Below are 25,963 nucleotides of genomic sequence, written 5' to 3' on the forward strand. Positions count from 1 at the left end.
TGCCACACCCACACCCCAAAAGGCATGAGCACCAAAAACATTCGGCACTGACATTCATCGACACACTGTTGAGTTCTCAAAGAACACGCACACACCGAACAACCAAGAAACCGTAACTTCAGGGTGTTTGGGGCAACTTCTCCAGCCTATCCCAGCTTGGTCTCGGAAGCAAGCTCCGACTCTTGGTGGGTAGAACTGGAATTTCATGTTCCGTCAGGCTCCGACGTCCAACCTCGTGTCCGGGACCGCGTAGGCCCTGGTCGGTGTCCGTGTCGCTCTGACTCGACAAAAGTTACGGCACGAGAAACTGCGCGTCAAATCCCCAGGTCGCCGAGAATCCGAACGACAAACGCCGAGGTGGTGACGCGTGCAGGGATCTTGTCTACCCACCACGTTCCCGAATCACACCTATGTGACTCGCACCACCTCGGCGCCGTATCGCTAGGAGGCTACGCGCACACCTGCGAAGTTCCGCTTTCCCCGACGTACGACCAACCAACGGCCGTGCAGCAGATCCTCGGGCGACGGCGTCCACTCCTCGTCGGTGATTTTCTGGTTGTTGACCGAAGCACCGCCCTCCTTCACTGCGCGACGTGCTGCGCCCTTGCTCTCGGAGAGACCGGTTGCGACGAGCAAGTCGACGATCGTCGACGGCTCACCCGGCGCGAGGTCGGCTACCGGTGTCTCACCGAGTGCGGCTGCCAACGTCGACTCGTCGAGATCGGCAAGTTCGGCGCGGCCGAACAGAGCCTGGCTGGCCAGCTCCACTGCTCGTGTGTTCGCCTCACCGTGCACCAATGTCGTCATCTCGGCTGCCAGACGCTTCTGAGCCTCCCGCGCATGCGGACGTTCACGCGTCGCTTCGTCGAGCTGGTCGAGTTCGGCCTGATCGAGGAAGGTGAACCAACGGAGGTACTTGACGACATCGGCATCACCGGTGTTCACGAAGTACTGGTACCAGGCGTACGGGCTGGTCATTTCCGGGTCGAGCCACAGGCTCCCGCCACCGGTGGACTTTCCGAACTTCTTTCCGTCCGCCGACGTGACCAGGGGCACCGTCAGCGCGTGGACCGACTCACCGTCCTTGCGTCGGTTGAGTTCGACGCCTGCGATGATGTTGCCCCACTGATCCGAACCGCCGATCTGCAGCGTGCACCCGTGCGTGCGACGCAGTTGGACGTAGTCGTTCGCCTGAAGAAGCATGTAGCTGAACTCGGTATACGACATCCCGTCGGCCTCCAGACGCGTTTTCACCGTGTCCCGCGCAAGCATCACGTTCACCGAGAAATGCTTGCCGACGTCACGCAGGAAATCGATCGCCGACAGCGGACCGGTCCAGTTCAGGTTGTTCTCGACGATCGCACCCGTAGTGCCGTCGTCGAACTCGACGAATCGCTCGAGCTGGCCGCGAATACGGTCGGCCCAATCCCGGACGGTGTCGGACGAGTTCATGACCCGCTCCCCCACATCACGAGGATCGCCGATCAGTCCGGTGGCACCGCCTGCCAGGACAATCGGCCGGTGGCCTGCACGTTGAAAACGCTTGAGCGCCAACAGCGGAACGAGGTGGCCTGCGTGAAGGCTGGGACCGGTCGGGTCGAAGCCCGCATAAAGAGTGATCGGCCCGTCGGACGTCGCCTTCTTCAGTTCGTCCACGTCGGTGGACTGCGCGATCAATCCGCGCCAGGTCAATTCGTCGATGATGTTCTCGCTCACGCCTCCGATCTTTCCGCATCCGACGTCGAACAGGAACCTCGCCCTCGTCGGGCTCGGTCAGGACGCCGGCGCCCGCGGGCTCCGGCGATACGCCGACACCGCGTCGGAGCGCGGGATCCAGAACCTCCACGGTCTGTCGGCAGCCTTGCTGATCCCCACCCGCGGACCTTCGGCGATGTCGGTCGGACACGGGGCCCGGCCTGCGTCGAGAACGATCCTCGACGACCTATCCAACAGGTCCATTCCGTTGTCCGAGAGCTGGGCGCCTATGGCCTGCCCCAGGTTGCCGGGCCCACTGACCAGCTTCCTGGCCGCAACTCGGTCGCCTCTCCGGCGCCGCACCGACGCTTCACCGTCCACCAGCTCGGCGGCTCGCAGCAACACTGCGGCGGCTTCACCGTCGGGACCGCAGGTGACGTTCATGCACAAATGCATGCCGTAACTCGAGTAGACGTACAACCTGCCCGCCGGGCCGAACATCACGCGGTTACGCGGAGTCGGACCGCGATAGGAGTGAGCAGCGGAATCCGGCCACGGTCCCCCTTCGGGGCCTCCGTATGCCTCTACTTCGACGACTCGCACGCATACGTCCTCCACCCGAAGTTCGACGCCGAGCAGCTTCCGGGCGGCCTCGACGGGATGGCAGTTCAGATCCTCAGCGTTCACACCGGCTGATCTTTCCCTGACGGTTCTCGGTCTTGACGTCGACCGCCTCCAGGTCTTGAATTCATCACACGATGATTTCATCAATCGATGAATTATGGAGGACACCATGACGATCGGATCCGATCCAGCAGTCGTCGTCGAAAACCTCGTCGTCCGACGGGGGAAACGCACAGTTCTCGACGCGGTGACCATGTCCATCCCCGCCGGCCACATCACCGGCCTGCTCGGCCCGTCCGGATGCGGCAAGACAACTTTGATGAGAGCGATCGTCGGTACTCAGGTGGTCGAGTCGGGAACGGTCACCGTGCTGGGCAAACCGGCAGGCTCGAAAGCACTGCGCAGCAAAGTCGGCTACGTGACCCAGGCCCCGAGTGTCTACCGCGACCTCTCGGTCCGCGACAACGTGGCCTACTTCGCCGCGCTGTACGGACGCGATTCCCGATCGGTCTCGTCTGCAATCGATTCCGTGGGTCTGGGTGAGCATGCGTCGTCGCCGGCGGGAAATCTGTCCGGTGGGCAACTCGGCCGCGTGTCCCTGGCCAGCGCGCTTGTCGCCGAGCCCGAACTGCTCGTGTTGGACGAACCCACCGTCGGACTCGATCCCGTACTGCGAGCCGAACTGTGGTCACGATTCGAGGACATCGTCGGCTCGGGGGCGACGCTGCTGGTGTCGAGCCACGTCATGGAGGAGGCTGAGCACTGCTCCGAACTGGTCCTGATGCGCGACGGTTCGGTACTTGCACAAGTCGCACCTCACGCACTGTTGCAACGCACGGGAGAATCGAGCCTCGAACACGCGTTCTTGACCCTCATTCGCACCACCGAGGGCGGTGTCCGATGAACCTGCACATCTACGCAGCCGGAACCACCCGGATTCTGCGTCAGCTCCGGGCCGATCACCGAACCGTCGCGATGATCCTGCTCGTCCCCTCTCTGCTCATGGTTCTGCTGTACTTCCTCTACCAGGATTTTCCCACCGCACCGGGCGCTCCCCCGCTGTTCGATCGCGTCGCCGTCAGCATGCTCGGGATCTTGCCGTTCGTGGTGATGTTTCTGATCACCTCGATCGCCATGCAGCGCGAACGCAGCTCCGGGACGCTGGAACGACTCCTCACGACACCGATGTCCAAGCTGGATCTGCTGGCCGGATACGCCACGGCATTCTCGTTAGCTGCGATACTCCAGTCGCTTCTGGCCTGTGCGGTCGTGTTCGGAGCGCTCGGACTCTCCACCGAAGGGTCACCCGCCTGGGTGCTGCTGATCGCGGTGCTCGGCGCCGTTCTCGGTGTCGCGATCGGACTGCTGTGCAGCGCGTTCGCTCGCACCGAATTCCAGGCCGTGCAGTTCATGCCGGTCGTGGTCGTGCCGCAACTTTTCCTGTGCGGACTACTCGTCCCCCGAAATCAGATGCCGGACTGGCTGCACGCCGTCAGCAACGTCATGCCGCTCAGTTACGCAGTCGACGCGCTGAGCCAGATCTCCGCCGCCCCCAGCGTCACCGGGCAATTCTTCACCGATGTCGCCGTCGTTCTCGCCTTCACGGTCGCCGCGTTGTGTGCTGCAGCAGCAACTCTACGGCGGCGGACACCATGACCGGCCGAGCACGGACGGGACGACGACCGGGCCGACCGGACACGCGCGAGGAGATACTGAGAGTCGCTCGAACACGTTTCGCCGCTACAGGTTTCGACAAGACATCGATCCGATCGATCGCCGCGGACGCCGGCGTCGACTCCGCCCTCGTGCATCACTACTTCGGGACCAAGCGAGACCTCTTCGTAGCGTCGATCGCCCTGCCGACCGATCCGACGGTAGTACTTCGTCCAGTCCTGGCCGCCGACACCGATCGGCTCGGTGAGGCGCTGCTCACTGCGATTCTTGCCGTCTGGGACTCCGAGAACGGCCAGGCCGTCGTCGCCACGTTTCGTTCGCTGATCGCAGGCGCCGACGTAGGCCTGATCAAGACCTTTCTGATGCACATCGTGCTCGAGGACATCGCACACAGAGTCGACGAACCCGTCGGGTCGGGCCCTCTGCGAGTCGCGCTCGTTGCCTCCCAGATGTCCGGTCTGCTGCTCACCCGCCACATCCTGAGCATCGAACCGCTCGCCTCGATGCCCGCGCACCGCGTCGTGGCGCTGACAGCACAGACGTTGCAGCACTATCTCACCGGTGAACTGCCAGACTTCGTCCCCTGACGATCAGGATTGAGCGCGAGCCAGAATCGACTCGTGCTCGGCGTCGTCCACATCCCTCGCGTCGTCGACGAGCAGGACCGGAATACCGTTCTCGATCGGATATGCCCGACGCAACCGCGGGTTGTAGAGCAGCTCGTCCTCCACCAGCAACAGCGGGCCCTTGTCGACAGGGCACGCGAGGATGCTCAGCAGTGTCTGATCGATTGCCACCGATTTCTCACTTTCGTCTGTCACCGATTTGCACGGGGATCGTCCGCAAACCTTACCCACCGCACGTAGCAGAGCTCAGTCCGTTCCGACGTCGGCCACACTGTCGGTGCCGAAACGTTGCGCCGCAATCGCTTTGGTCAACCGCTTGTAGGTACTGGATTCCTCGTCGTAATACCAGGTCCGAGCACTCGGCGTCGGGATACGAGACTTTCGTAGCTCGGTTTCGCGTGGCCGATACGCCCGTCCCAGCGGAATCGCATCGACGAGATGAACGATGTCCGGGCGCTGACTCGGCAGCAGCACGCCCATGGCGTCGGTGATCGCCTTACCCGGCACCGTGCTGTCCTTCCGCACCGAAATGCCGCAGATCGCGACCTCGTCGGCATGGTCGAGTCGCCGGGACGAATCGGCACTGCCACCGATGTCCACCCCGTAGACGACGACGGATCGAACCTGCGGAATCTCCCCGAACGCATCGATGATGGGCTGCGTGAACACCGGACCGCGAGGTGTCTTCACGACGGTGTCCTTGCGGTCCACCAGCCAGAAATCCCCGTCGGAATCCCGTCGAAACAGGTTCTCGGTGGGAATCCACGAATCACCGGGCTCGAACACGCCCCGCATCAAAGGACTGGTGACCTCGCCCTCGTTGCTCGGACGCCCGAGGAGCAAACCGACCTCGCCGTCCTTGCACAGTCGAACGAAACCGTTGTCGTCCTCCTCCAATCTCCCGGTGATGGGGTCGTAGGCAGCCAGAGCCACCCGTGCGCTTCCCGGCAACGGGCGCCCCTTCGATCCGATCTTCGAACCACCCACGTTGGCCAGGATGATGTCGTTCTCGGTGGAGGCATAGAACTCGAGAACACGAGCGGGCGAGAAACGCTCCATCGTTCGTTTCCACAGCCCGACAGGCATTCCCGATCCGATGAACAAGCGGACCGCATGCCGGAGGTCGAGATCGAGATGATCGTCGTCGAGGATGCTCTGCATCATCGCCCAGGTGTAGCTGATGACGGTCACTCCATAGCGGGAAACCTCACCGGAGAACCGAACCGGGTCGAGACCCCGAGACAGGGCAATACGCGACCCCCCGGCGAGCGCACCACCGACACTCACCAACAATCCCGCCGAATGGTGAAGAGGGGCAAGGCAATACACCGTGTCTCCGGAACTCAACCCGGCCGCGGTAGCGGTGCCGTACGCCGACAGCGCCCACCTGTGGTTGGTGATGTAGCGAGGCTCGAGACCCCGATCGGTCGCCGTGAACAACACCATCGCCAGTTCCCTCGCACGGCCCGGATTGGGCTCGAACCACGCGGGCAACCTCACCGAATCCGGATCGACAGCTTCGAGGTCGGTGACATCTGCCCCGCTCGGTACGTCCAGCTGACGAGCATCGCCGCCGCCCAGAACGAGAACGTTGGCGGCGACAGTCGTCGCAGACTTCAGGTTCTCCGGGTCGGTGACGACGGTATCGACGTCCACCGCTCGCAGGGCACTCTCGAGGTTGCCGCCCGGAGGAAGCAGAACAGCTACAGCGCCGATTCTGGACAACGCGGCCACGGCCGCCAGCGCGCTCGGACGGGTCTCCATCAGCACACCGATGCGCGCCGACGGCCGGATGCCGGAGACGACAAGGCCCTTCACGACGTTGTCGATGCGGACGTTGACGGCCTCGTACGTATGGACGCGATCGTCGAACAGGAAGCACTCACCCGCCGGAGACCGACGTCCCTGATCAGCGATGAGCCTGCCCAACGACACTGTCGAATGCGCCTGCATCTGACCGAGACGTGCCAATCGTGGCAACGTGCGCACAGCCTCCGACGATATCTCGCGGGTACCTCTCACAGCTCCCGTCGCCGCTGCCGCGAGCCCGCGGCCCACTCCGACACCCACCTCCGCGATGGACGCGGCCGTATGAATGATTCGATTGCTGACCGACACACCGCTTTCGGAATCGGGATGTTCGTCGTACACCATCTCGTGCACGTCGGATGGCTGCTCCCCCAGCCCTTCCCGCCACCGTATCCACTCGCCCGTCGTAGGCCACGTCTGCGCCGCGGCGGTGGTGCCGACCACCAACCCGAAGTGACCGGCACGCAAAGTGCTTTCGAAGATCTCCGCACGTGGCGCCGCACGCTTGATGCCGCGCACCGCCAACGGCTGGCCGATGTCGTCGACCTCGCCGACGAACGCGAGAACCGGAACCGACAACTCGGACAGCGTCAGCAACCGATCCTTGATGACGAATCCGCCCGTCATCATGCGGTTGTGCACCACGAACTGCTTCAACAGCTCGGCCACAGCCGGGCCGGACCACGCAACCCAGCCGTCCATCGCCAGAAAACGCCTCTGCGGCTCGCGAGGCAACAATGCATCGCGGTCGTGCAGCTGTCGCAGGAAGTCGAGTCGAGACCGCACCGTCTTCGCCGGATCCAACAGTTGAAATCCGGTCCGAGCCATCCACCCGGAGACGTCCATTCGAGTGAACACGTGGTCCGCGAGAAACTCGGCACCCTTGGTCGCCACACCGGCTGGAATCCCCAACGGCAACGCCGCCAACGTGTCCACCGGCGCCCCGAACGTGATGAGACTCGCCAGATTTCGGCCACTCCGGTACGCCGCAGCCTGGTAACAGAACATCCCGCCCTGCGAGTACCCGCCGAGGTGAACATCGCGGCCGGTGATCGTGTGGACCTTGTCCACCACCTCGCTGATGGCGACGACATGATCCGCCAGAGTCCGGCTCCACCCGCCTTCCTCCGTATCGGGCGAACCGAAGTCCACCACCCACGGATCGAGGCCCATGTCGTGAAGAATGCCGGCAGCGCCGTTCTCGGTCGTCACGTCGTACACATCGGCCGACACCATCATCGGCGGTACCAGCACGACCGGAGGCTTCGAACCCTCGTCGGCATCGTCGGCGAAATACCGACGGAGCCGGTACATCGGCTCACGATCGACGACCTTGAACGGCGACGGATCGACCTCGGTCTCCAGACCGCCGAGACGGATCACTTCGAGGCCGTTCTGTGCAGTCGCCACCGCACGCCGCAACGGCCCGCGGATCGCGTCTGCGTTCAGTCCCACCACAACACACTCCTGCGTTCGACGCTTGTCCCCGCTCGAACCGGCCACTCACCGACCCGTCAGAAGCTTCTCACACCGAACCCCTTCGAATCCGGCGCGCCTGATTTATTTCTCTGTCAGCGAGCAGGAATTCCGTCGGCGAGCCACGCGCGAGCCTTCTCCGCAGTCGACCGCACACCACCGAGCTGGCTCGCCACCTGCACAGCAGCCGTGCCGCCCCGAGAATCTCGCGACGAAATGGAACCCTCGACGGTCAGGACCTCGCGAACCGCCGGCGTCAACGACGGATCGATCGACGACAACTCCTCGTCGGTCAACTCCTCCAACCCGACGCCGCGCCCCTCCGCAACACGAACGCACGCTCCGGCCGCCTCGTGCGCCACCCGGAACGGAACACCCTGTCTCACCATCCACTCGGCGATGTCCGTCGCCAACGTGAAGCCTGCGGGCGCGAGCTCGGCCAACCGATCCACATGGAACTCCAGTGTCCCGACCAATCCGGCGAGAGCGGGCAGCAACAGTTCCAGCTGCGCCACCGAATCGAAGACCGGCTCCTTGTCCTCCTGCAGATCCCGGTTGTAGGCCAACGGCTGTGCCTTCAGAGTCGCCAGCAGTCCGGTGAGGTTACCGATGAGACGACCCGTCTTGCCGCGCGTCAATTCCGCGACGTCGGGGTTCTTCTTCTGCGGCATGATCGAGCTGCCCGTCGACCACGCGTCGGCGAGCGTTACGTAGCCGTACTCCGGGGTACTCCACGACACGATCTCCTCCGCGAGACGCGACAGATCGACCGCGGTCATCGCAAGCACGAACGACGCTTCCGCCGCGAAGTCACGTGAGGAGGTCGCGTCTATCGAATTCTCGGCCGACGAATCGAAGCCCAGCTCGGCTGCGATCTTCTCCGGGCTCAGGCCCAGCGACGAGCCCGCCAAGGCCCCCGAACCGTACGGCGACACCGCGGCTCGGCGATCGAAATCCTGGAACCTCTGGACGTCACGCAACAGAGGATGGGTGTGCGCCAGGAGATGATGGGCCAGCAGCACCGGTTGCGCGGCCTGCGAATGCGTCTTGCCCGGCATGACCGCAGCCGGGTGCGCAGCAGCCTGCGTGGCCAACGCGTCGACGACGTCGAGGACGCCTGCCGAGACCCGACGGACAGCGTCGCGCAGCCACATCCTGAACAGAGTCGCCACCTGGTCGTTGCGCGAGCGTCCGGCCCGAAGCCTCCCTCCGACCTCGGGACCGACCCTGTCGATCAGGCCCCGTTCGAGCGCTCCGTGGACATCTTCGTCGGACTCTGCGGCAGCGAACTCACCGGAGGCGACGTCCTCGGCCAACCGAGACAAACCGTCGAGCATCGTCTCGAGGTCCGCCGCCGTCAACAATCCCGCACCGTTCAACACACGTGCGTGTGCCATCGACGCCCGAATGTCGTACGGGGCCAACACCCAGTCGAAGTGCGTCGACTTGCTCAGTGCCGCCATCGCCTCGGCCGGACCGGACGCGAACCGTCCGCCCCACAGCGATCCTTCGTTGGTTCCGTGCTGTTCGCTCACAGTTCTGCTTTCCACATCGTTCGGATCATTCGGCACGTCGCGCCAGTTTCTCGATCTTGTCGGCAAGCTCGCTGCCGGTAACGGGTTCTCGGGCAATCACGAAGATGGTGTCGTCTCCGGCGACCGTGCCGACGATTTCGCGAAGCGACGCCCGGTCGAGCGCACTGGCCAGATACCCCGCTGCGCCGGGAGGTGTGCGCAATACCGCTTGGTTGCCGCTCGAATCGGTCGACACGAGCAGTTCACCGAGCAACCTGGTCAGCCTGTCGGTACCCCCGGACACGCCTCGGACCGGGTTACCGTCCTCGGGCACCACGTACACGCCGACGCCACCGTCCGCGGCACGCAGCTTCACCGCGCCCAACTCGTCGAGGTCCCGCGACAACGTCGCCTGAGTGACGTCGATGCCTTCCGACGCCAACAGCGTCGCGAGTTCCGGCTGACTGCGGACCTGATGGTTCGACAGCAGCGCAACGATGCGCGCCTGCCTCCCCGCCCGCGTCGAGGCAGTCAACGGAACCGACGACGCTTCCTCGCTCACGGTCGTCGTGCCTGCTCGAGCAGCCAGACCAGCAGCGCCTTCTGTGCGTGCAAACGGTTCTCGGCCTCGTCCCACACCACGCTCTGCGGGCCGTCGAGCACCTCGTCGGTGATCTCCTCGCCGCGATGCGCGGGAAGACAGTGCAACACAACGGCATCGGACTTGGCTTTGGACAGCAGCTCGGCGTCGATCCGGTACGGCCTGAACGGTGCGACGCGGTCGAGACCGTCGTTCTCCTGACCCATCGACGTCCACGTGTCGGTGACGAGGGCGTCGGCGCCCTCCGCGGCTTCGTACGGGTCCTCGGTGAGAGTGATACGTGCACCGGTGATCTCGGCGCGCGCACGAGACGCCTCGACCACAGCGGGCAGCGGCGCGAATTCACGAGGCGCAGCGATGGTCACGTCGATACCCGCGGTGACACCACCGAGCAACAGCGAATGAGCCATGTTGTTGGCACCGTCACCGAAGTACGCGAGTTTCAGTCCCTTCAGCTCGCCCTTCCGCTCCGCCAGAGTCTGCAGATCGGCGAGGACCTGGCACGGATGGAACTCGTTGGACAGAGCATTCACGATCGGCACCGTCGCTCCGGTGGCCATCTGTTCGAGTCGTTTCTGCCCGAACGTGCGCCACACGATTGCCTCCACGTACCGCGACAGCACCCGGCCGGTGTCCTGCAGCGTCTCCTCACGTCCGAGCTGAGTGCTCTGCCCGTCGACCACCACGGCATGCCCGCCGAGTTGCGCGATTCCGATCTCGAAGGAGAAGCGGGTGCGGGTGGAGTTCTTCTCGAAGATGACGCCGACGCCCTGCGGTCCCTCCAACGGCCGCGTGGAGAACGGTGCGCGCTTGAGTTCTGCTGCGAGCGCCAACACCTCGGCCTGCTCCTGCGGCGTGAGATCGTCGTCCTTGAGGAAGTTCTTCAGTGCCATGTCAATCCGTTTCGTCGGCAGTGTCGAGAATTGTGGGCAATGCCGCGACGAACGACGCCGCCTGTTCCTCTGTGAGAACCAAGGGCGGGGCCAAGCGCAGAACGTCGGGCTGGGCGGCATTGATCAGGAAGCCTGCATCGCGGGCAGCGGATTCGGCTTTGGCTGCGACGGCCTTCGACAGTACGACGCCCAGGAGGAGACCGGATCCGCGAACGTGGTCGATCAGCGGATGGTGCAGCTCCTCGATGGAGTGTGTGATGACCTTGCCCAGCCTGTCGGCGTGAGACACCAGGTCGTCCTCGGCGAGAGTCCGAAGCACCGCCAGCGCGGCCGACGCGCACACCGGATTTCCACCGAACGTGGTGCCGTGCTTGCCCGGATGAAGCAGGGCGGCTGCCTCGCCGATTCCGATGCACGCACCGATCGGCAGTCCCCCGCCGAGCCCCTTCGCCAACGTGATGACATCGGGGACGATACCGACGGCCTGATGCGCGTAGAACCATCCGGTCCGCCCGATGCCCGTCTGCACCTCGTCGAGGATCAGCAGAGCTCCGTGCCGCGCCGTGATCTCCCGTGCGGCGAGCAGATAGCCCTCCGGCGGCACCACGACACCGCCCTCGCCCATGATCGGTTCCAGGAAGACTGCCGCAGTGTCCGAATCAACGGCAGCCTCCAGTGCGGCGACATCTCCGTACGGCACGTGCTCCACGCCCGCGGGCATCGGCTCGAACGGCACGCGCTTGTCCGGCTGACCCGTCAAGGCGAGCGCACCCATCGTTCGCCCGTGGAACGCCTTCTCGGCGGCAATGATCTTGGGCCGACCGGTCAACCGCGCAATCTTGAACGCTGCTTCGTTGGCCTCGGTACCGGAATTGCACAGGAACACGCGTCCGTGCACGCTCGCACCCAGATGGGACAGCAGCTGCTCGGCGAGCGCGATACCCGGCTCGGTCGCATACAGGTTCGAGGTGTGCCCGAGCGTCGACAGCTGGGTCGTGACCGCGTCGATCACAGCGGGATGTGCATGGCCGAGAATGTTGACGGCGATACCGGCGAGCAGGTCGAGGTACTGCTTACCGTCGGCGTCGGTCACAACGGCGCCCTCACCGCGCACCAGAGCAACGCGTGGCACACCGTAATTGTCCATCAACGAATTCGACCACCGCGCTTGGAGGTCGACGGTCGTGGTGTGCTCGGTCATGAATGCTCTCCTGATAGTTCCGGCGCCGACACCATCGTGCCGATCCCTTCGCCTGTGAACAGTTCCACCAGAACCGAATGCGGAACCCTACCGTCGATGACGTGTGCAGACGGCACACCACCCTGGACCGCTCGTAGGCACGCCTCCATCTTCGGCACCATCCCCGCGTCGAGCGAGGGCAGCAGAGCAGTCAGAGAATCCACGTCGATCTCCGACGTCAACGACGACCGATCCGGCCAATTCGTGTACAGCCCTTCGACATCGGTGAGTACTACGAGCTTCTCCGCACCGATCGCCTCGGCAAGCGCAGCGGCAGCGGTGTCGGCGTTGATGTTGTGCACCACGCCCTCGGCGTCGGGAGCGATGGTCGACACCACCGGAATCCTGCCTGCCGCAATGAGATCGAGGACCGCGTCGGGATTCACCGAAGTGACGTCGCCGACGAGGCCGATGTCGGTCGGCGAACCGTCGACCATCACCGAACGCTTGGATGCCGTGAACAGGTGGGCATCCTCACCGGAGATCCCCACGGCGTACGGCCCGTGACTGTTGATCAGCCCGACGAGCTCGCGTCCGACCTGGCCGAACAGAACCATCCGGACGATGTCCATCACCTCGGGCGTCGTGACGCGGAATCCACCACGGAATTCTCCGGTCATACCCAGCCTGGCCAGCATCGCGTTGATCTGAGGCCCACCGCCGTGCACCACCACAGGATGCAATCCGACGGTTCGGAGAAAGACCATGTCCTCGGCGAAGGCGCGCTTGAGTCCCTCGTCGATCATCGCGTTCCCGCCGTATTTGACGACGACGATCTTGTCGTTGAACTTCTGCAGCCACGGCAAGGCACCGGCCAGCGTGTGCGCCTTCTGCGACGCCGTCAGATCGAGTTCGGTCATGACGAGTACGCCGAGTTCTCTTCGACGTACCCGTGGGAAAGATCGGTCGTGCGAATCGTGACGACGGACTCGCCGACACCGAGGTCGATCCGAACTTCGATGTCCTCTCCGGACAGGTCGACCTCACGGGCACCCGGAGCTCCGACACCGTCGACGCAGACCGGACTCCCGTTGAACGACACTGCAATACGGTTCGGGTCCAGCTCGATCGGGGCGATACCGACTGCTGCGAGCACCCGGCCCCAGTTGGGATCGGATCCGAAGAGAGCCGTCTTGACCAGGCTGTCCCGTGCCACCGTGCGCGCACCGACCAAAGCATCGTCCTCCGACGCAGCCCCGGAGACCGTGACCTTCACCCGCTTCGTGACACCTTCGGCATCCGCCATCAACTGATCGGCCAGATCGTCACACACCGCCAGTACCGCGGCGTTCAGCTCGTCCTGGCTCGGAGAGACACCGCTGGCTCCCGACGCAAGCAGCAGAACCGTGTCGTTGGTGGACGTGGCCCCGTCGACATCGAGGCGATCGTAGGACAATCGTGTCGCGTTCCGCAGCGCGGTGTCCAACTGCTCGGCCGATGCGACGGCGTCGGTGGTGACCACGCTGAGCATCGTCGCCAACGAAGGAGCAAGCATGCCCGCGCCCTTGGCCATTCCGCCGACGTTCCACTTGTCGACATGATGGAAGGCAGCCTGCTTCGGAACCGTGTCGGTGGTCATGATCGCGTACGCGGCATCCGTTCCGCCCGAAATGCCGCCCGCCAACTCGTGCACCACTTCGGTGACACCGGGAATCAACTTGTCCATCGGCAACCGATCGCCGATCAGACCCGTCGAACACACAGCAACTTCGCCGGCACCCGTCTCGGTGCCCCAATTGCTCAACGCCGAGGCGACCTCTTCCGCCGTTCGATGCGTGTCCTGGAACCCGCCCGCACCGGTGCAAGCATTGGCCCCACCGGAGTTGAGAATCACCGCACGGAGCTTGCCCGCGGTCAGCACCTGCTGAGACCACAGCACCGGTGCGGCCTTCACCTTGTTTCGCGTGAAGACACCCGCCGCAGCCGTATCGGGCCCTTCGTTGAACACCAGCGCCAGGTCGGACTTCCCGCTGGCTTTGATGCCCGCCGCGATACCTGCACCCTTGAATCCAGCAGGTGCAGTGACACCCTGGTTCCGGACGAGCTTGCCCTGAAGCGCCGTCGCTTCGGTCGAACTGCTCACGGTGCGACTCCTACGGTCGAAAGTCCGTCGGTCTCGGGCAGTCCGAGAGCGAGGTTCATGGATTGGACCGCAGCGCCTGCCGTCCCCTTGGTCAAGTTGTCGATGGCAGCGATGACAACGAGCAATCCGGCGTCGGCGTCGACCGACACACTCAGCTGCACCGCGTTGGACCCGATCACCGCACCCGTCTGCGGCAATCGTCCCGATGACAGCACATGGACGAACGGTTCTGCTGCATAAGCCTTCTCGTACACCTCGACGGCCTGCGCCTCGGTCGCTGTGGTCCGCGCGGTGCACGTGGCCAGAATGCCACGCGGCATCGGTGCCAGGACGGGCGTGAACGACACGGACACCGGCTCCGGCGACAGCGCCGACAGGTTCTGCACGATCTCCGGGTTGTGCCGATGCGCCCCTGCAATGCCGTACGCCCGCACCGACCCCATCACCTCGGAACCGAGCAGATCCGCCTTGGGCGCACGGCCGGCACCCGACGAACCGCTGACGGCCACCACGTTCACCCGCGGCTCCACGATCCCCGCTGCAACCGCAGGGGCGAGCGCAAGACTCGACACCGTCGGATAGCACCCGGGAACTGCGATCCGGGTAGCTCCGATCAGCTTCTCTCGATGGCCGGGGAGCTCGGGCAACCCGTAGGGCCACGTACCCGCGTGAGGCGACTTGTAGTACTTCTCCCACGCGGAGGCGTCGGACAACCGGAAATCGGCGCCACAGTCGATGATCACGACGGACTCTGGGAGTTGTTGCGCGATCTCCGCGGACTTGCCGTGCGGCAATCCCAGGAAGACGACCTCGTGTCCTTCCAGTTCGGACAGCGTGGTCTCACCGAGAACGCGGTCCGCGAGGGGCAGCAGGTGCGGGTGGAACTCGCCCAGCGAGGCGCCCGCATTGCCACCCGCGGTGAGAGATCCGATGACGATTCGTCCCGACTGCACGCCCGGATGACCGAGCAACAGTCGCAGAATCTCGCCGCCTGCGTATCCACTGGCGCCCGCGACGGCAATCCGCAGGGGCGCACCATTCCGATCGTTCATACGATGATTATGCATCACCATGCAAGCTCATTCACGATCGGGTCGATCATCCGTCCTTCATCGACCGTCGGATTTCGTCGAGCTTCTTCCGACCCGCGGCCTCACGCTCGTTCCACTGCTCGTCGAGCGTGCGACCCGCAGGCGTCCCGTGATCCAACTCCTCACGACCCAACGCCGTCGTCGCACGGCCCTCGACCTTGTCCCGAACGCTGTCCCACGTCGGCACACCCTGGTCGGTGAAACCCGTCGGCGAATCATGGTTGGAGAAACCAGAACTCACTCCCCCGCCGATTGCGCCGTCGATTGCGCTGTCGTCCACCAACTCGGCGTCGAGGATGCCCTGTCGAGGAATTTCCGTCGGCGTCCCGCCCAGCGGGGAATGACCGGGACTTGTCGGGTCGTTCCGCGGACGCGACTCCTGCGGATCTCCCAGCGGCTGATCGATGTGAGGCGTGGTCGTGTGCGGGACGTCCACATCGGGAATGTCACCGGGCGGAACCGTCGACGGATCTACGTTCGCCGTATCCAGTTCCGCCAGCAGTGCCGACGCCGCCGCGCGGACGGGTGCGAGCGCGCTGCGCCCGCCCACCGCGGCGAGCACCTCGCGCAGTACTGCGACGTCGGTTCGATCGTCCGTGGTCATACTTCCTCCTGAGCAGTAGGAAAGTCGTACGACACCAGGCTACGGACTCGGCGGCCATCAGCCTCGCAGTTCGGCCCCGACGGCGTCCTTCGCAGCCGCCACCGCCGCATCGCGTGCCTCGGTGGCCTGCGCCTCGGTCAGTGTTCCGTCGCTGCCGCGGAACACCAACGCGAATGCCAGAGACTTCTTGTTCGCACCGACCTGCTCACCTTCGAACACGTCGAACAATCTGATGCTCTCGAGAAGTTCACCCGCGCCTGTGTACAGCGCAGCTTCGACATCGGCCGCTGGAACCGATCGCTCGACGACCACAGCAACGTCCTGAAGTACCGCAGGAAACGGCGACACGATCGGGGCCGGAAGAGACTCGACGATCGGGAGCGCATCGAGATTCAACTCGACAGCGCACGTGCGCGCCGGCAGTTCCGCCCGCTCGAGAACCGCCGGATGCAGCTCGCCCGCGTACCCGACGACGCTGCCGTCGACAAGCAGTTCGGCGCATCGACCGGGATGCCACGGAAGGTACTGCGCCGCACGGAACTCCAACTCCACACCCGCAGCAGCAGCGATTGTCCGAGCTGCGGCGAAAGCGTCGGACGCATCGGCTGCGCGCCCCGGTCCCCACGGACCCGACGGATCGCGCTGGCCGGTCAGCACAGCACCGACGAACACCGGCTGGTCCGGAAGCGACCCACGCAGGCGCGCGATCTCCTCCTCGGTCGGACGCTCGTGAACCGCGAGCGCGTCGACGGGGGCCGTGTGATCACCGGGGCGGACGACCTGAGCGATCCCGAACAACGACAGATCACGTTGACCCCGGCTGACGTTGCGCGCCAGAATCTCCAGCAAGCCCGGCAACACCGTGGTCGCGAGCTCGGGACGGTCGGCTTCCAGCGGATTCAGCACCGAGGTGGTCCGGCGTCGAACATCGTCAGCGGGAAGACCCCACCTATCGAACACCCCGGTCGGTAGGAACACCGTCGGCAGCACCTCGACGTATCCGGCGAACGCGAGCGACTTGCCGACGGCGCGCCTTCGCTTCTGGGTGGCCGTCAACCCGCGCCCAGCCGGCGCTGTCGGAAGAACGGACGGAATCTGTTCCAGGCCCTCCAAACGGAGGACCTCCTCGACGAGGTCGGCGGGTTGCTGCAGATCCGGCCGCCACGTCGGCGGGGTCACCACGAGTTCTCCGTGGCCCGAGTCGCTGACACCGACCTCGACGTCACACCCGATCTGCGTCAGACGCCGAGCGGCCGTCCCGTTCGGGTACGCGACCCCGGCGACCCGATCCGGCAGATCGAGATCCATCCGGACGGCATCGAACACGTGCGGCTTGCCGATATCGGTCAGCACCGACTCGACACGACCTCCGGCGATCTCGACGAGCAACTGTGCCGCACGATCCAACGCGGCCACGGGCAACGCCGAATCGACGGTGCGCTCGAAACGCTTGCTCGCCTCACTCGACAACTTGTGCCTGCGACCCGTGCGAAACACCGCGAGAGGATCGAACGTCGCTGCCTCGAGGATCACGTCGACAGTGTTGTCGTCGACTTCCGTCGACGCGCCGCCCATGACACCTGCGAGAGAAACCGCACCCGAATCATCTGCGATCACGACATCCTCGACGTCGAGAGTGCGCTCCACACCGTCGAGTGTGGTGAGCTTCTCCCCCGCCTTCGCGCGCCGGACAACGATGTCGCCACTGAGCTTGTTCGCATCGAACGCATGCAGCGGCTGGCCCAACTCGTGCAGCACGTAGTTCGTGACGTCCACCGCCGCCGAGATGGGCCTGATCCCCGCCAGTAACAGCCTGCGCTGCAACCACCACGGGGTGGCGGCGTTCGGGTCGATGCCACTGACCTTGCGTAGCGCGAATCGGGTCGCCCCGGAATCGGCATCGACCGTCGTGGGCCACGTGTCGGCCTCGTTGTTCTGCACCGGCCCTGCCGCGGGGTCCGCGAACTCCAGATCGAAGCTGCTCGCGAGCTCCCGAGCCAGCCCTCGGACGGAGAAGGCGTATCCGCGGTCGGGTGTCACGTTCAACTCGATCACTGCGTCGTCGAGCCCCAGCACAGCTTTGGCGTCGTCACCGGGAACCGCGGTACCTTCCGGCAACACCAGAATTCCCGACGAGTCCCGCCCCAACCCCAGCTCAGCTGTCGAGCAGATCATGCCGTTGGACGTCTTGCCGTACGTCTTGCGCGCCGCGATCGCGAATCCGCCGGGCAGCACACTTCCCGGCAGGGCTGCGACGATGAGATCGCCTTCGGCGAAGTTCCTTGCACCGCAGACGATTTCCTGCAATTCCTCGGCGCCGACGTCGACATGGCAGAACCGAATCGGCTTCTTGAACTCCGTCAACTCCTCGATCGACGAGACACGCCCGATCACGAGCGGTCCGGTGACATTGTCCAGCGACTCCAGCTCCTCGACCTCGAAGCCGACGCGAACGAAGCCTTCGTCGAGTTCTTCGGGGGTCACCTTCCACTGCGGCGCAGTGCGCTGCAGAACCTCGGTCAGCCAGGATTGTGGAACTCGCACGTCTGCTCAGCTCTTTCTACGGATCGAAACTCGGTAAGGGCAGTTCTCGAGATCAGGCGTCGACGCCGAAGGGGATCGTGAAACGGATGTCACCCTCGACGATGTCTCGCATGTCGGGAATGTCGTTGCGGAACTGCAACGTTCGCTCCAGACCCATACCGAAGGCGAAACCCGAGTACACCTCTGGATCGATACCACTCGCCCGCAGCACCTTCGGGTTGACCATTCCGCAGCCGCCCCATTCGACCCAGCCCGGGCCACCCTTCTTCTTCGGGAACCAGACATCGACCTCGGCGGACGGCTCGGTGAACGGAAAGTAGTTGGGCCGCATACGAGTACGCGTTTCCTCACCGAACAGCGCCCGAGCGAATGCGTCGAGCGTGCCGCGTAGGTTCGCCATCGTCAGACCCTTGTCGATTGCAAGACCCTCGACCTGGTGGAACACCGGGGTATGCGTTGTGTCCAGTTCGTCGGTCCGGAACGTCCGCCCGGGGCAGACGATGTAGATCGGCACCTCACGCGACAGCATCGACCGCACCTGAACCGGCGACGTGTGAGTACGAAGAACCTGACGCGACCCCTCGGGTGCGATGTGGAACGTGTCCTGCATGGTCCGAGCCGGATGGTCCGGCAAGAAGTTCAACGCGTCGAAGTTGAAATGCTCGGTCTCGACCTCCGGGCCCTCCTCGACCTCCCACCCCATCGCGACGAACACATCGGCAACCTGGTCGGCGATGATCGTGATCGGATGACGAGCGCCCACCGGGCGCCGTGTCGACGGAAGCGTCACGTCGATGGTCTCGGCGACGAGAATCGCGGCGTCGCGCTCGGCAAGCAGCACCTGGCGGCGGGCATCGAACGCCTTCTGCACGCGATCGCGAGCGACCTTCACCCGCTTACCGGCATCAGCCTTCTGATCACCCGGAATCGATCCGAGCGCACGCTGCGCCAACGCAAGCGGCGCCCGGTTGCCGATGTGCTCGATCTTCACCTGCGTCAACTCGTCCAGATCACGAGTAGCGGTGAAAGCCTTCTCGGCCCCGTCGGCGGCGGCATCGAGAGCAGCCGGCTCGAGCACGCTCGGATCTACCGGCTGGGCGTTGTCGGCTTCTTTCTTCGCCACGAGTGCTGCAACTCCTTGGTGGTGTGGATTGATGTCCCTGGAGGACGATTCTAGGCGAGCGACAAAGTCATTTATGCCCAGACCTGCGGTGAGCTCGCGCGCTGGCGTAGAGGCAGATCGCCGCCGCCGTCGCCAGGTTCAGGCTTTCGGCTCGGCCGTGAATCGGAATCCTGACGCGATGATCAGCGGCAGCCGTGACTGCGGGCGCCAACCCGTGCGCCTCGTTGCCGAACAACCAGGCCGTCGGCCGGCTCAGGATCTCGTCCGCATCGTCGAGGTCCACATCACCGTCGGCTGCCGTCGCGAGAATCGTGACGCCGGCCGCACGCAACGCGTCGAGCCCGGCGTCCACCGATCGCTCGCGCGCGATCGGGAGATGGAACAAACTGCCTGCCGACGCACGAACGCACTTGCCGTTGTGCGGATCGACCGCATCTCCGAGCAGAATCACCGAGTCCGCACCTACTGCGTCGGCGACCCGTATGACCGTTCCGGCGTTGCCCGGTTCGGACACCTCCACGGGAACAGCCACCAGCTGCGGGTTTCCGTCGAGAGCCACTCGGACATCCACATCGACGGTGCGGCACACAGCGACCACCCCAGGCGGAGTCACCGTGTCCGACAAGCCCTTGGCGGCGCGTTCGGTGATCGCGTGGACCGGAACGCCCGTCGTACGCGCGAGATCGAGCACGACACCGTTGCGGTCTGCCGAGTCCTCTCGAAAGAACACCTCTCGCGCGACGCCGGCGTGTAACGCCTCCGCAACGGAGTTGGTGCCCTCGGCGAGAAAGAGACCCGTCTTCTTTCTTTCGGCGGCGCGGAGGAGCTTCACAGCCGAAACGACCCGTGGCGTTCGCTCGGTGAGCGTGTCCACGGGTCGTTTCGGATCGAGATCGTCGTGCGTCAACCTGCTCAGGCTGCTTCTCCGGCAGGGGCGTTGACGTCGGCAGGCAGTGCAGCCTTGGCGATCTCCACCAAGGAAGCGAATGCAGCAGCATCCGAGACAGCGAGCTCGGCGAGGATCTTGCGATCGACCTCGACGCCTGCAGCCTTCAGGCCCTGGACGAAGCGGTTGTAGGTGATGTCGTTGGCGCGAGCTGCAGCGTTGATACGCGTGATCCACAGCTTGCGGAAGTCACCCTTGCGAGCCTTGCGGTCGCGGTATGCGTAGGTGAGCGAGTGGAGCTGCTGCTCCTTGGCCTTGGTGTACAGACGTGAGCGCTGTCCGCGGTAGCCCTTGGACGCTTCGAGAATCGAACGGCGCTTCTTCTGGGCGTTGACCGCCCTTTTTACGCGTGCCACTGGTAAATCCTGTCGATCTGGGGGCTTGTCACAAAAACCCCGAATGGTATGGGATGACGCCGGCCGACTTCGCCGACTACGAAGTCCAGATCAGATGCCGAGCAGGCGCTTGATCCGCGGCTCGTCGGCCTTCGTGACGACTGCAACGCCGTCGAGACGACGGGTCACCTTGGTCGGCTTGTGCTCCAGCAGGTGGCGACGGCCGGCCTTCTGACGCAGGATCTTGCCGCTGCCGGACACCTTGAATCGCTTCTTGGCGCCACTGTGGGTCTTCTGCTTGGGCATGGAGTCCTCAGTTCTGTGTTGCTCTATCGGTCTTGCTCGGCACGATCCGTGCCGGTTTCAACCGGCACGGATCGTCTAACTGGTCGTGCTTGGTTCAGGAGCTCGGCGGCGTCGCCGCAGCCGGAGCATCTCCCGCTGCAGGCTCGGCAGGTGCGGGCTCGGCGGCCGGAGCCGGAGCTGCTGCACGCTGAGCCGGCGGAGCTGCCGCGCTCTCCTGCGCCTTGACGCGAGTCTTGGCACCCTTGTGGGGAGCAAGCACCATCGTCATGTTGCGTCCGTCCTGCTTCGCGGACGTTTCCACGAAACCGAGATCGGCGACATCTGCACCTAGACGCTGCAGCAGTCGGAAGCCGAGCTCGGGACGCGACTGCTCACGTCCACGGAACATGATGGTGACCTTGACCTTCGACCCGGCTTCGAGGAAGCGAACAACGTTGCGCTTCTTGGTCTCGTAGTCGTGTGCGTCGATCTTCGGGCGGAGCTTCTGCTCCTTGATCACCGTCAGAGTCTGGTTCTTGCGCGATTCACGCGCCTTCTGTGCTGCCTCGTACTTGAACTTCCCGTAGTCCATGATCTTGCAGACCGGCGGACGAGCGTCGGGAGCCACTTCTACGAGATCGAGATCGGCTTCGAGAGCCAAGCGGAGTGCATCTTCAACACGCACGATGCCAACCTGTTCACCGCCCGGTCCGACTAGACGAACCTCGCGAACACGGATGTTGTCGTTAATGCGAGTCTCAGTGCTGATGGGGCCTCCTAGGTAGTGCGATGTGGGGTCGAGCCGACCGCCTGGCACAGCCCGCCTGCCCGCTTGTCCTACGACGACGGCGCCGCCGGGACGTCCATGCCTTGCGGCACTGACCCGTACAACGCAAAAACCCTGCTCAGCATTTCCGCTGAAGCAGGGCCCGAAGTCGACCGGTCGGACGAACACCGCACGCGATGCACATCCCCTCTTGCGAGGAAGCTCGGAACTGCGCCGCGACGGCGCCTGTCCGAGTGACCGGACCGGAATCAACCTGAGCTGAAAACCGGTGGGAGTCGGGCTCCACTTGCTGCCTTCGAGTAACAATCCCCAGCTGGAGAACGCGTCGAAGACGGTCGTTGAAGAACTGTACCAGCCGACCAGGCTGTTCGCCGAATCGGCGCTGGCGAACGCTGCTCACCGTCGCCGTGACATCCTCGTAGACATGAGCAACCCCGAACATGCCGACGAGCCGGACGTCCGCGAACTCGCCGACGTCCCCGCCGTCGAGGTGATCAGCCGCGCCGCCGTGATGCTGATGAGCTCCGCAGCCGAAAAGCTCGGACTGTCCGAAGCCGATCCCTCCTCGAGCCCCCACCTCGACCTCGACGAAGCCCGACGAGTCATCACCGCCCTCGCAGGCCTCGTCACCTCCTCGGTCGAATACCTCGGACCCCACGCAGGCCCCATCCGCGAAGGACTCCAGGCACTGCAGAAAGCCTTCCGCGAAAACTCCGCCTACCCCGACGAGCCCGGCAAGGGCCCCGGCGAGAAATACACGGGGCCGGTGTACTGATCACCCGTTCCCCCGTCGGACCGAACGTGGCATTCGGTCACTTGAAGTGACTGAACGTCACATTCGCTCCGGAAAGAGCGGGAGGAACCGGAGCGAATGTGACGTTCGGTGCAGAGGCGGTCGGAGAGGTCAGACGGCTGCGGCTTTGCGGGGACGCCGCTTCTTGACCGGTGCCTTCTGGGTGTCCTTCACGGGCTCGCGGGTGAGTGCCTCCTGCAGGAACTTGCCGGTGTAGCTCTCCGGCACTGCAGCGACCTCTTCGGGGTTGCCCTGGGCCACGACGGTGCCTCCGCCGGAACCGCCTTCCGGACCCATGTCGATGATCCAGTCCGACACCTTGATGACGTCGAGATTGTGCTCGATGACGATGACGGTGTTGCCTTTGTCCACCAGTCCGTTGACCACGCCGAGCAATTTGCGGATGTCTTCGAAGTGCAGGCCTGTTGTCGGTTCGTCGAGAATGTAGACGGTCCGACCGGTGGAGCGTTTCTGCAGTTCCGACGCCAGCTTCACTCGCTGCGCTTCACCACCGGACAGGGTGGTCGCGGGCTGACCGAGCCGGACGTATCCGAGGCCGACCTCGACCAAGGTCTTGAGGTAGCGGTGGATGGACGTGATGGGCTCGAAGAACTCGGCTGCCTCTTCGATCGGCATGTCCAGTACCTCGGAGATGGTCTTTCCCTTGTAGTGCACTTCGAGTGTCTCGCGGTTGTAGCGAGCTCCGTTGCACACCTCGCACGGCACGTACACGTCGGGAAGGAAGTTCATCTCGATCTTCAGCGTGCCGTCTCCCGAGCATGCCTCGCACCGACCGCCCTTGACGTTGAACGAGAAACGGCCCGGTTGGTAACCGCGCACCTTCGCCTCGGTGGTGGCTGCGAACAACGTTCGGATCTTGTCGAACACACCGGTGTACGTGGCTGCGTTGGAGCGGGGCGTACGTCCGATGGGTGACTGGTCGACGCGAACCAACTTGTCCAGTTGGTCGAGTCCGTTGATTCGCGTGTGGCGTCCCGGGACCTGGCGAGCACCGTTGAGCTTGTTCGCCATGACCGTCGCGAGGATGTCGTTCACGAGCGTCGACTTTCCCGATCCCGACACACCGGTGACCGAGGTGAGCACGCCGAGAGGGAAACTGACGTCGATTCCCTTGAGGTTGTGCTCGCGAGCACCGACGACGGTGACCTGACGCTTCTTGTCCACCACACGTCGGAGGTCGGGCAGCGGGATCTCGAGGCGACCTGCGAGGTAGGCACCCGTCAGGGACTCCTCGTTCTTCAGCAGGTCCTGGTAGGACCCGCTGTGCACAACTCGTCCGCCGTGCTCGCCTGCCTGCGGTCCGATGTCGACGACCCAGTCGGACGTACGGATGGTGTCCTCGTCGTGCTCGACGACGATCAGGGTGTTCCCGAGATCTCGCAGTCGAGTGAGGGTGTCGATGAGTCGACGGTTGTCCCGTTGATGCAGGCCGATCGACGGTTCGTCGAGGACGTACAGAACGCCGACGAGACCGGATCCGATCTGCGTGGCGAGCCTGATGCGCTGAGCCTCTCCGCCGGAGAGGGAACCTGCTGCGCGGGACAGCGACAGGTATTCGAGGCCTACGTCGAGCAGGAACCCGAGCCTGGCCTGGACCTCCCTGAGAACCTGACCTGCAATGGCCTCTTCCTTGGCTCCGAGGGTGAGGCTGTTCAGGAAGTCGGCGGTGTCCGAGATCGACAGACGGCAGACGTCGGCGATGGACTTCGCGCCGAATCCACCCGCCTCGATGGTGACGGAGAGGATCTCCGGCCGAAGACGATCTCCACCGCACGCCGGGCATGGGACGTCACGCATGTACCCGTCGTAGCGTTCCTTCATCTGCTCGGATTCGGTCTGCTCCAGCCTGCGATGCAGGAAGGGCATGACGCCTTCGAACTCCGCGTAGTACGACCGGGTACGCCCGTACCGATTCTTGTACTTGACGTGAACCTGATGCTCACTGCCCTCCAGGACAGCGCGCTTCACTTTTGCGGGCAGCTTGCTCCAGGGCGCGTCGAGGTCGAACCCCATCGCGTCCGACAACCCGGACAGCAGCCGGCCGAAGTACTCCGATGTCTGCCCCATCGACCACGGCGCGATGGCGCCGTCGGCCAGGGACAGATCCGGGTCCGGTACCACCAGATCCGGATCGACCTCTTTGCGCACACCCAGCCCGAGGCACTCCGAACACGCACCGTAGGGCGAGTTGAACGAGAACGACCGGGGCTCGAGATCGTCGATGGACAGCGGATGCGCGTTGGGGCAGGCCAGCTTCTCGGAAAAGCGACGCTCGCGATCGGGCGAGTTCTCGTCGATGTCGACGAAATCCAGGACGACGATCCCGTCGGCGAGGCGTAGCGCCGTTTCGACCGAGTCCGTCAACCGCTGCTTCGAACTGGCTTTCACCGTGAGGCGGTCGACGACCACCTCGATGTCGTGCTTTTCCTGCTTCTTGAGCTTGGGGGGATCGGTCAATTGGTGCACCACGCCGTCGACGCGGACTCGCGAGTAACCCTGAGTGTTCAACGACTCGAACAAGTCGACGAACTCGCCCTTGCGGGTACGGACCACGGGAGCGAGCACCTGGAACTTGATGCCCTCTTCCATCGCGAGCACCTGGTCCACGATCTGCTGGGGTGTCTGCTTGGCGATCTTCTCCCCACACACCGGGCAGTGAGCCGTGCCTGCGCGCGCGAAAAGCAGACGCAGGTAGTCGTACACCTCGGTGATGGTGCCGACGGTCGAGCGCGGATTGCGGTTGGTCGACTTCTGATCGATGGACACCGCAGGCGACAGACCTTCGATGAAATCGACGTCCGGCTTGTCCATCTGACCGAGGAACTGACGAGCATAGGCAGACAGCGATTCGACGTAGCGTCGCTGACCTTCCGCGAAGATGGTGTCGAACGCCAGCGACGACTTACCCGAACCCGAGAGCCCGGTGAAGACCACGAGGCTGTTGCGCGGCAGGTCGATATCGACCCCCCGCAGGTTGTGTTCCCGCGCACCTCGTACGACCAGGCGATCCGCCACAATTTTCCCTTCTTTTCGGAAGTGTTCGAACACCGAACGCCGGTACCGACGACTCTCGCGTACCACCGAACGAACCGATCCAACCGATGCTGTTGTGATGCACACGTGAAGATCCAGTTCACGCACGAGCAATGCTAGGCCGACCCACCGACACGTTTGCCCGGCGCCGCAGCGGTCAGTTGCC

Annotated in this window: 23 protein-coding genes; 4 read left to right on the forward strand and 19 right to left on the reverse strand. The window is 64.2% G+C overall.

The genetic code is table 11. The annotated features are described in order from the left end of the window. Positions 1-441: 441 nt before the first annotated feature. The gene (gene tyrS / locus ACFULT_RS19310) at positions 442-1,716 is read right to left on the reverse strand and encodes a tyrosine--tRNA ligase (protein WP_378482179.1); all 1,275 of its coding nucleotides are present in this window, start codon (positions 1,714-1,716) and stop codon (positions 442-444) included. 57 nt (positions 1,717-1,773) lie between these two features. Further along, entirely contained in the window at positions 1,774-2,382 is a 609-nt protein-coding gene (locus tag ACFULT_RS19315; protein WP_378482180.1) for a DNA-3-methyladenine glycosylase, read from the reverse strand. A gap of 94 nt (positions 2,383-2,476) precedes the next feature. Between ACFULT_RS19315 and ACFULT_RS19320 the strand changes: the two genes are divergently transcribed. The 3 genes from ACFULT_RS19320 to ACFULT_RS19330 are packed head-to-tail and all read left to right on the forward strand — an operon-like array spanning position 2,477 to position 4,580. Continuing rightward, on the forward strand, positions 2,477-3,223 hold the full coding sequence (locus ACFULT_RS19320) for an ABC transporter ATP-binding protein (protein ID WP_378482181.1): 747 nt from the start codon (positions 2,477-2,479) through the stop codon (positions 3,221-3,223). Continuing rightward, complete coding sequence (locus ACFULT_RS19325; RefSeq protein WP_378482182.1) at positions 3,220-3,975, forward strand: ABC transporter permease; 756 nt, start codon at positions 3,220-3,222, stop codon at positions 3,973-3,975. Before ACFULT_RS19320 ends, ACFULT_RS19325 begins: the two co-directional genes overlap by 4 nt. After that, a complete protein-coding gene (locus tag ACFULT_RS19330; protein WP_170945321.1) occupies positions 3,972-4,580 on the forward strand; it encodes a TetR family transcriptional regulator in 609 nt (202 codons plus the stop codon). Before ACFULT_RS19325 ends, ACFULT_RS19330 begins: the two co-directional genes overlap by 4 nt. 3 nt (positions 4,581-4,583) lie before the next feature. On the opposite strand, the gene ACFULT_RS19335 is transcribed toward ACFULT_RS19330, so the two are convergent. The 16 genes from ACFULT_RS19335 to infC all read right to left on the reverse strand — a co-directional run bounded on the left by ACFULT_RS19335 (position 4,584) and on the right by infC (position 21,980). After that, positions 4,584-4,790: a Trm112 family protein gene (locus tag ACFULT_RS19335; RefSeq protein WP_037107852.1), complete on the reverse strand. Its 207-nt coding sequence runs from the start codon at positions 4,788-4,790 to the stop codon at positions 4,584-4,586. Positions 4,791-4,865: 75 nt separating this feature from the next. Continuing rightward, positions 4,866-7,886: an AMP-binding protein gene (locus ACFULT_RS19340; protein ID WP_037107802.1), complete on the reverse strand. Its 3,021-nt coding sequence runs from the start codon at positions 7,884-7,886 to the stop codon at positions 4,866-4,868. A gap of 113 nt (positions 7,887-7,999) precedes the next feature. Next, a complete protein-coding gene (gene argH, locus ACFULT_RS19345) occupies positions 8,000-9,439 on the reverse strand; it encodes an argininosuccinate lyase (RefSeq protein ID WP_027498866.1) in 1,440 nt (479 codons plus the stop codon). Between the two features lie 25 nt (positions 9,440-9,464). Then, on the reverse strand, positions 9,465-9,980 hold the full coding sequence (locus tag ACFULT_RS19350; protein WP_037107800.1) for an arginine repressor: 516 nt from the start codon (positions 9,978-9,980) through the stop codon (positions 9,465-9,467). Continuing rightward, entirely contained in the window at positions 9,977-10,912 is a 936-nt protein-coding gene (gene argF, locus ACFULT_RS19355; protein ID WP_037107797.1) for an ornithine carbamoyltransferase, read from the reverse strand. The genes ACFULT_RS19350 and argF overlap by 4 nt, the downstream gene beginning before the upstream one ends. Before the next feature lies 1 nt (position 10,913). Further along, positions 10,914-12,113 carry an acetylornithine transaminase gene (locus ACFULT_RS19360; protein ID WP_037107794.1) on the reverse strand — a complete coding sequence of 400 codons (1,200 nt, stop codon included), beginning with the start codon at positions 12,111-12,113 and terminating at the stop codon, positions 10,914-10,916. Next, positions 12,110-13,012 (reverse strand): acetylglutamate kinase, encoded by a 903-nt coding sequence (argB, locus tag ACFULT_RS19365; protein WP_037107791.1) that lies wholly within the window; start codon positions 13,010-13,012, stop codon positions 12,110-12,112. Before argB ends, ACFULT_RS19360 begins: the two co-directional genes overlap by 4 nt. Beyond that, complete coding sequence (gene argJ / locus ACFULT_RS19370) at positions 13,009-14,235, reverse strand: bifunctional glutamate N-acetyltransferase/amino-acid acetyltransferase ArgJ (RefSeq protein ID WP_037107787.1); 1,227 nt, start codon at positions 14,233-14,235, stop codon at positions 13,009-13,011. The genes argB and argJ overlap by 4 nt, the downstream gene beginning before the upstream one ends. Continuing rightward, positions 14,232-15,287 carry an N-acetyl-gamma-glutamyl-phosphate reductase gene (gene argC / locus ACFULT_RS19375; protein ID WP_037107843.1) on the reverse strand — a complete coding sequence of 352 codons (1,056 nt, stop codon included), beginning with the start codon at positions 15,285-15,287 and terminating at the stop codon, positions 14,232-14,234. The genes argJ and argC overlap by 4 nt, the downstream gene beginning before the upstream one ends. Before the next feature lie 46 nt (positions 15,288-15,333). Continuing rightward, positions 15,334-15,930 (reverse strand): hypothetical protein, encoded by a 597-nt coding sequence (locus ACFULT_RS19380; RefSeq protein WP_037107784.1) that lies wholly within the window; start codon positions 15,928-15,930, stop codon positions 15,334-15,336. A 57-nt stretch (positions 15,931-15,987) separates the two neighbouring features. Continuing rightward, positions 15,988-18,474, reverse strand: coding sequence for a phenylalanine--tRNA ligase subunit beta (gene pheT / locus ACFULT_RS19385; protein WP_037107781.1), 2,487 nt, complete (start codon positions 18,472-18,474; stop codon positions 15,988-15,990). A gap of 52 nt (positions 18,475-18,526) precedes the next feature. Continuing rightward, the gene (gene pheS, locus ACFULT_RS19390) at positions 18,527-19,597 is read right to left on the reverse strand and encodes a phenylalanine--tRNA ligase subunit alpha (RefSeq protein ID WP_037107778.1); all 1,071 of its coding nucleotides are present in this window, start codon (positions 19,595-19,597) and stop codon (positions 18,527-18,529) included. 67 nt (positions 19,598-19,664) lie between these two features. Continuing rightward, complete coding sequence (locus ACFULT_RS19395) at positions 19,665-20,471, reverse strand: RNA methyltransferase (RefSeq protein ID WP_037107775.1); 807 nt, start codon at positions 20,469-20,471, stop codon at positions 19,665-19,667. A gap of 38 nt (positions 20,472-20,509) precedes the next feature. Beyond that, positions 20,510-20,899: a 50S ribosomal protein L20 gene (rplT, locus tag ACFULT_RS19400; protein WP_019665808.1), complete on the reverse strand. Its 390-nt coding sequence runs from the start codon at positions 20,897-20,899 to the stop codon at positions 20,510-20,512. Between the two features lie 90 nt (positions 20,900-20,989). Next, complete coding sequence (gene rpmI / locus ACFULT_RS19405; protein ID WP_037107772.1) at positions 20,990-21,184, reverse strand: 50S ribosomal protein L35; 195 nt, start codon at positions 21,182-21,184, stop codon at positions 20,990-20,992. A 94-nt stretch (positions 21,185-21,278) separates the two neighbouring features. Continuing rightward, a complete protein-coding gene (gene infC / locus ACFULT_RS19410) occupies positions 21,279-21,980 on the reverse strand; it encodes a translation initiation factor IF-3 (protein WP_020112045.1) in 702 nt (233 codons plus the stop codon). Positions 21,981-22,374: 394 nt separating this feature from the next. Here infC and ACFULT_RS19415 point away from each other — a divergent pair, with 394 nt between their 5' ends. Next, positions 22,375-22,725, forward strand: a complete 351-nt coding sequence (locus ACFULT_RS19415) for a DUF1844 domain-containing protein (protein ID WP_026347894.1) — start codon at positions 22,375-22,377, stop codon at positions 22,723-22,725. Positions 22,726-22,854: 129 nt separating this feature from the next. Here ACFULT_RS19415 and uvrA read toward each other — a convergent pair whose 3' ends face one another. After that, on the reverse strand, positions 22,855-25,779 hold the full coding sequence (gene uvrA, locus ACFULT_RS19420) for an excinuclease ABC subunit UvrA (protein ID WP_378482183.1): 2,925 nt from the start codon (positions 25,777-25,779) through the stop codon (positions 22,855-22,857). Between the last annotated feature and the right edge of the window lie 184 nt (positions 25,780-25,963).

Origin of the sequence: Rhodococcus sp. NPDC057297, assembly GCF_042667435.1 — a bacterium.
GTDB lineage: Bacteria > Actinomycetota > Actinomycetes > Mycobacteriales > Mycobacteriaceae > Rhodococcoides.

Coding starts and splice junctions, on each gene's coding strand:
- ACFULT_RS19320 (WP_378482181.1), top strand. CDS start 2,477: ATGGAGGACACCATGACGATCGGATCCGATCCAGCAGTCGTCGTCGAA.
- ACFULT_RS19325 (WP_378482182.1), top strand. CDS start 3,220: ATGAACCTGCACATCTACGCAGCCGGAACCACCCGGATTCTGCGTCAG.
- ACFULT_RS19330 (WP_170945321.1), top strand. CDS start 3,972: ATGACCGGCCGAGCACGGACGGGACGACGACCGGGCCGACCGGACACG.
- argF (WP_037107797.1), bottom strand. CDS start 10,912: ATGGCACTGAAGAACTTCCTCAAGGACGACGATCTCACGCCGCAGGAG.
- ACFULT_RS19360 (WP_037107794.1), bottom strand. CDS start 12,113: ATGACCGAGCACACCACGACCGTCGACCTCCAAGCGCGGTGGTCGAAT.
- argB (WP_037107791.1), bottom strand. CDS start 13,012: ATGACCGAACTCGATCTGACGGCGTCGCAGAAGGCGCACACGCTGGCC.
- argC (WP_037107843.1), bottom strand. CDS start 15,287: ATGAACGATCGGAATGGTGCGCCCCTGCGGATTGCCGTCGCGGGCGCC.
- ACFULT_RS19380 (WP_037107784.1), bottom strand. CDS start 15,930: ATGACCACGGACGATCGAACCGACGTCGCAGTACTGCGCGAGGTGCTC.
- rpmI (WP_037107772.1), bottom strand. CDS start 21,184: ATGCCCAAGCAGAAGACCCACAGTGGCGCCAAGAAGCGATTCAAGGTG.
- ACFULT_RS19415 (WP_026347894.1), top strand. CDS start 22,375: ATGAGCAACCCCGAACATGCCGACGAGCCGGACGTCCGCGAACTCGCC.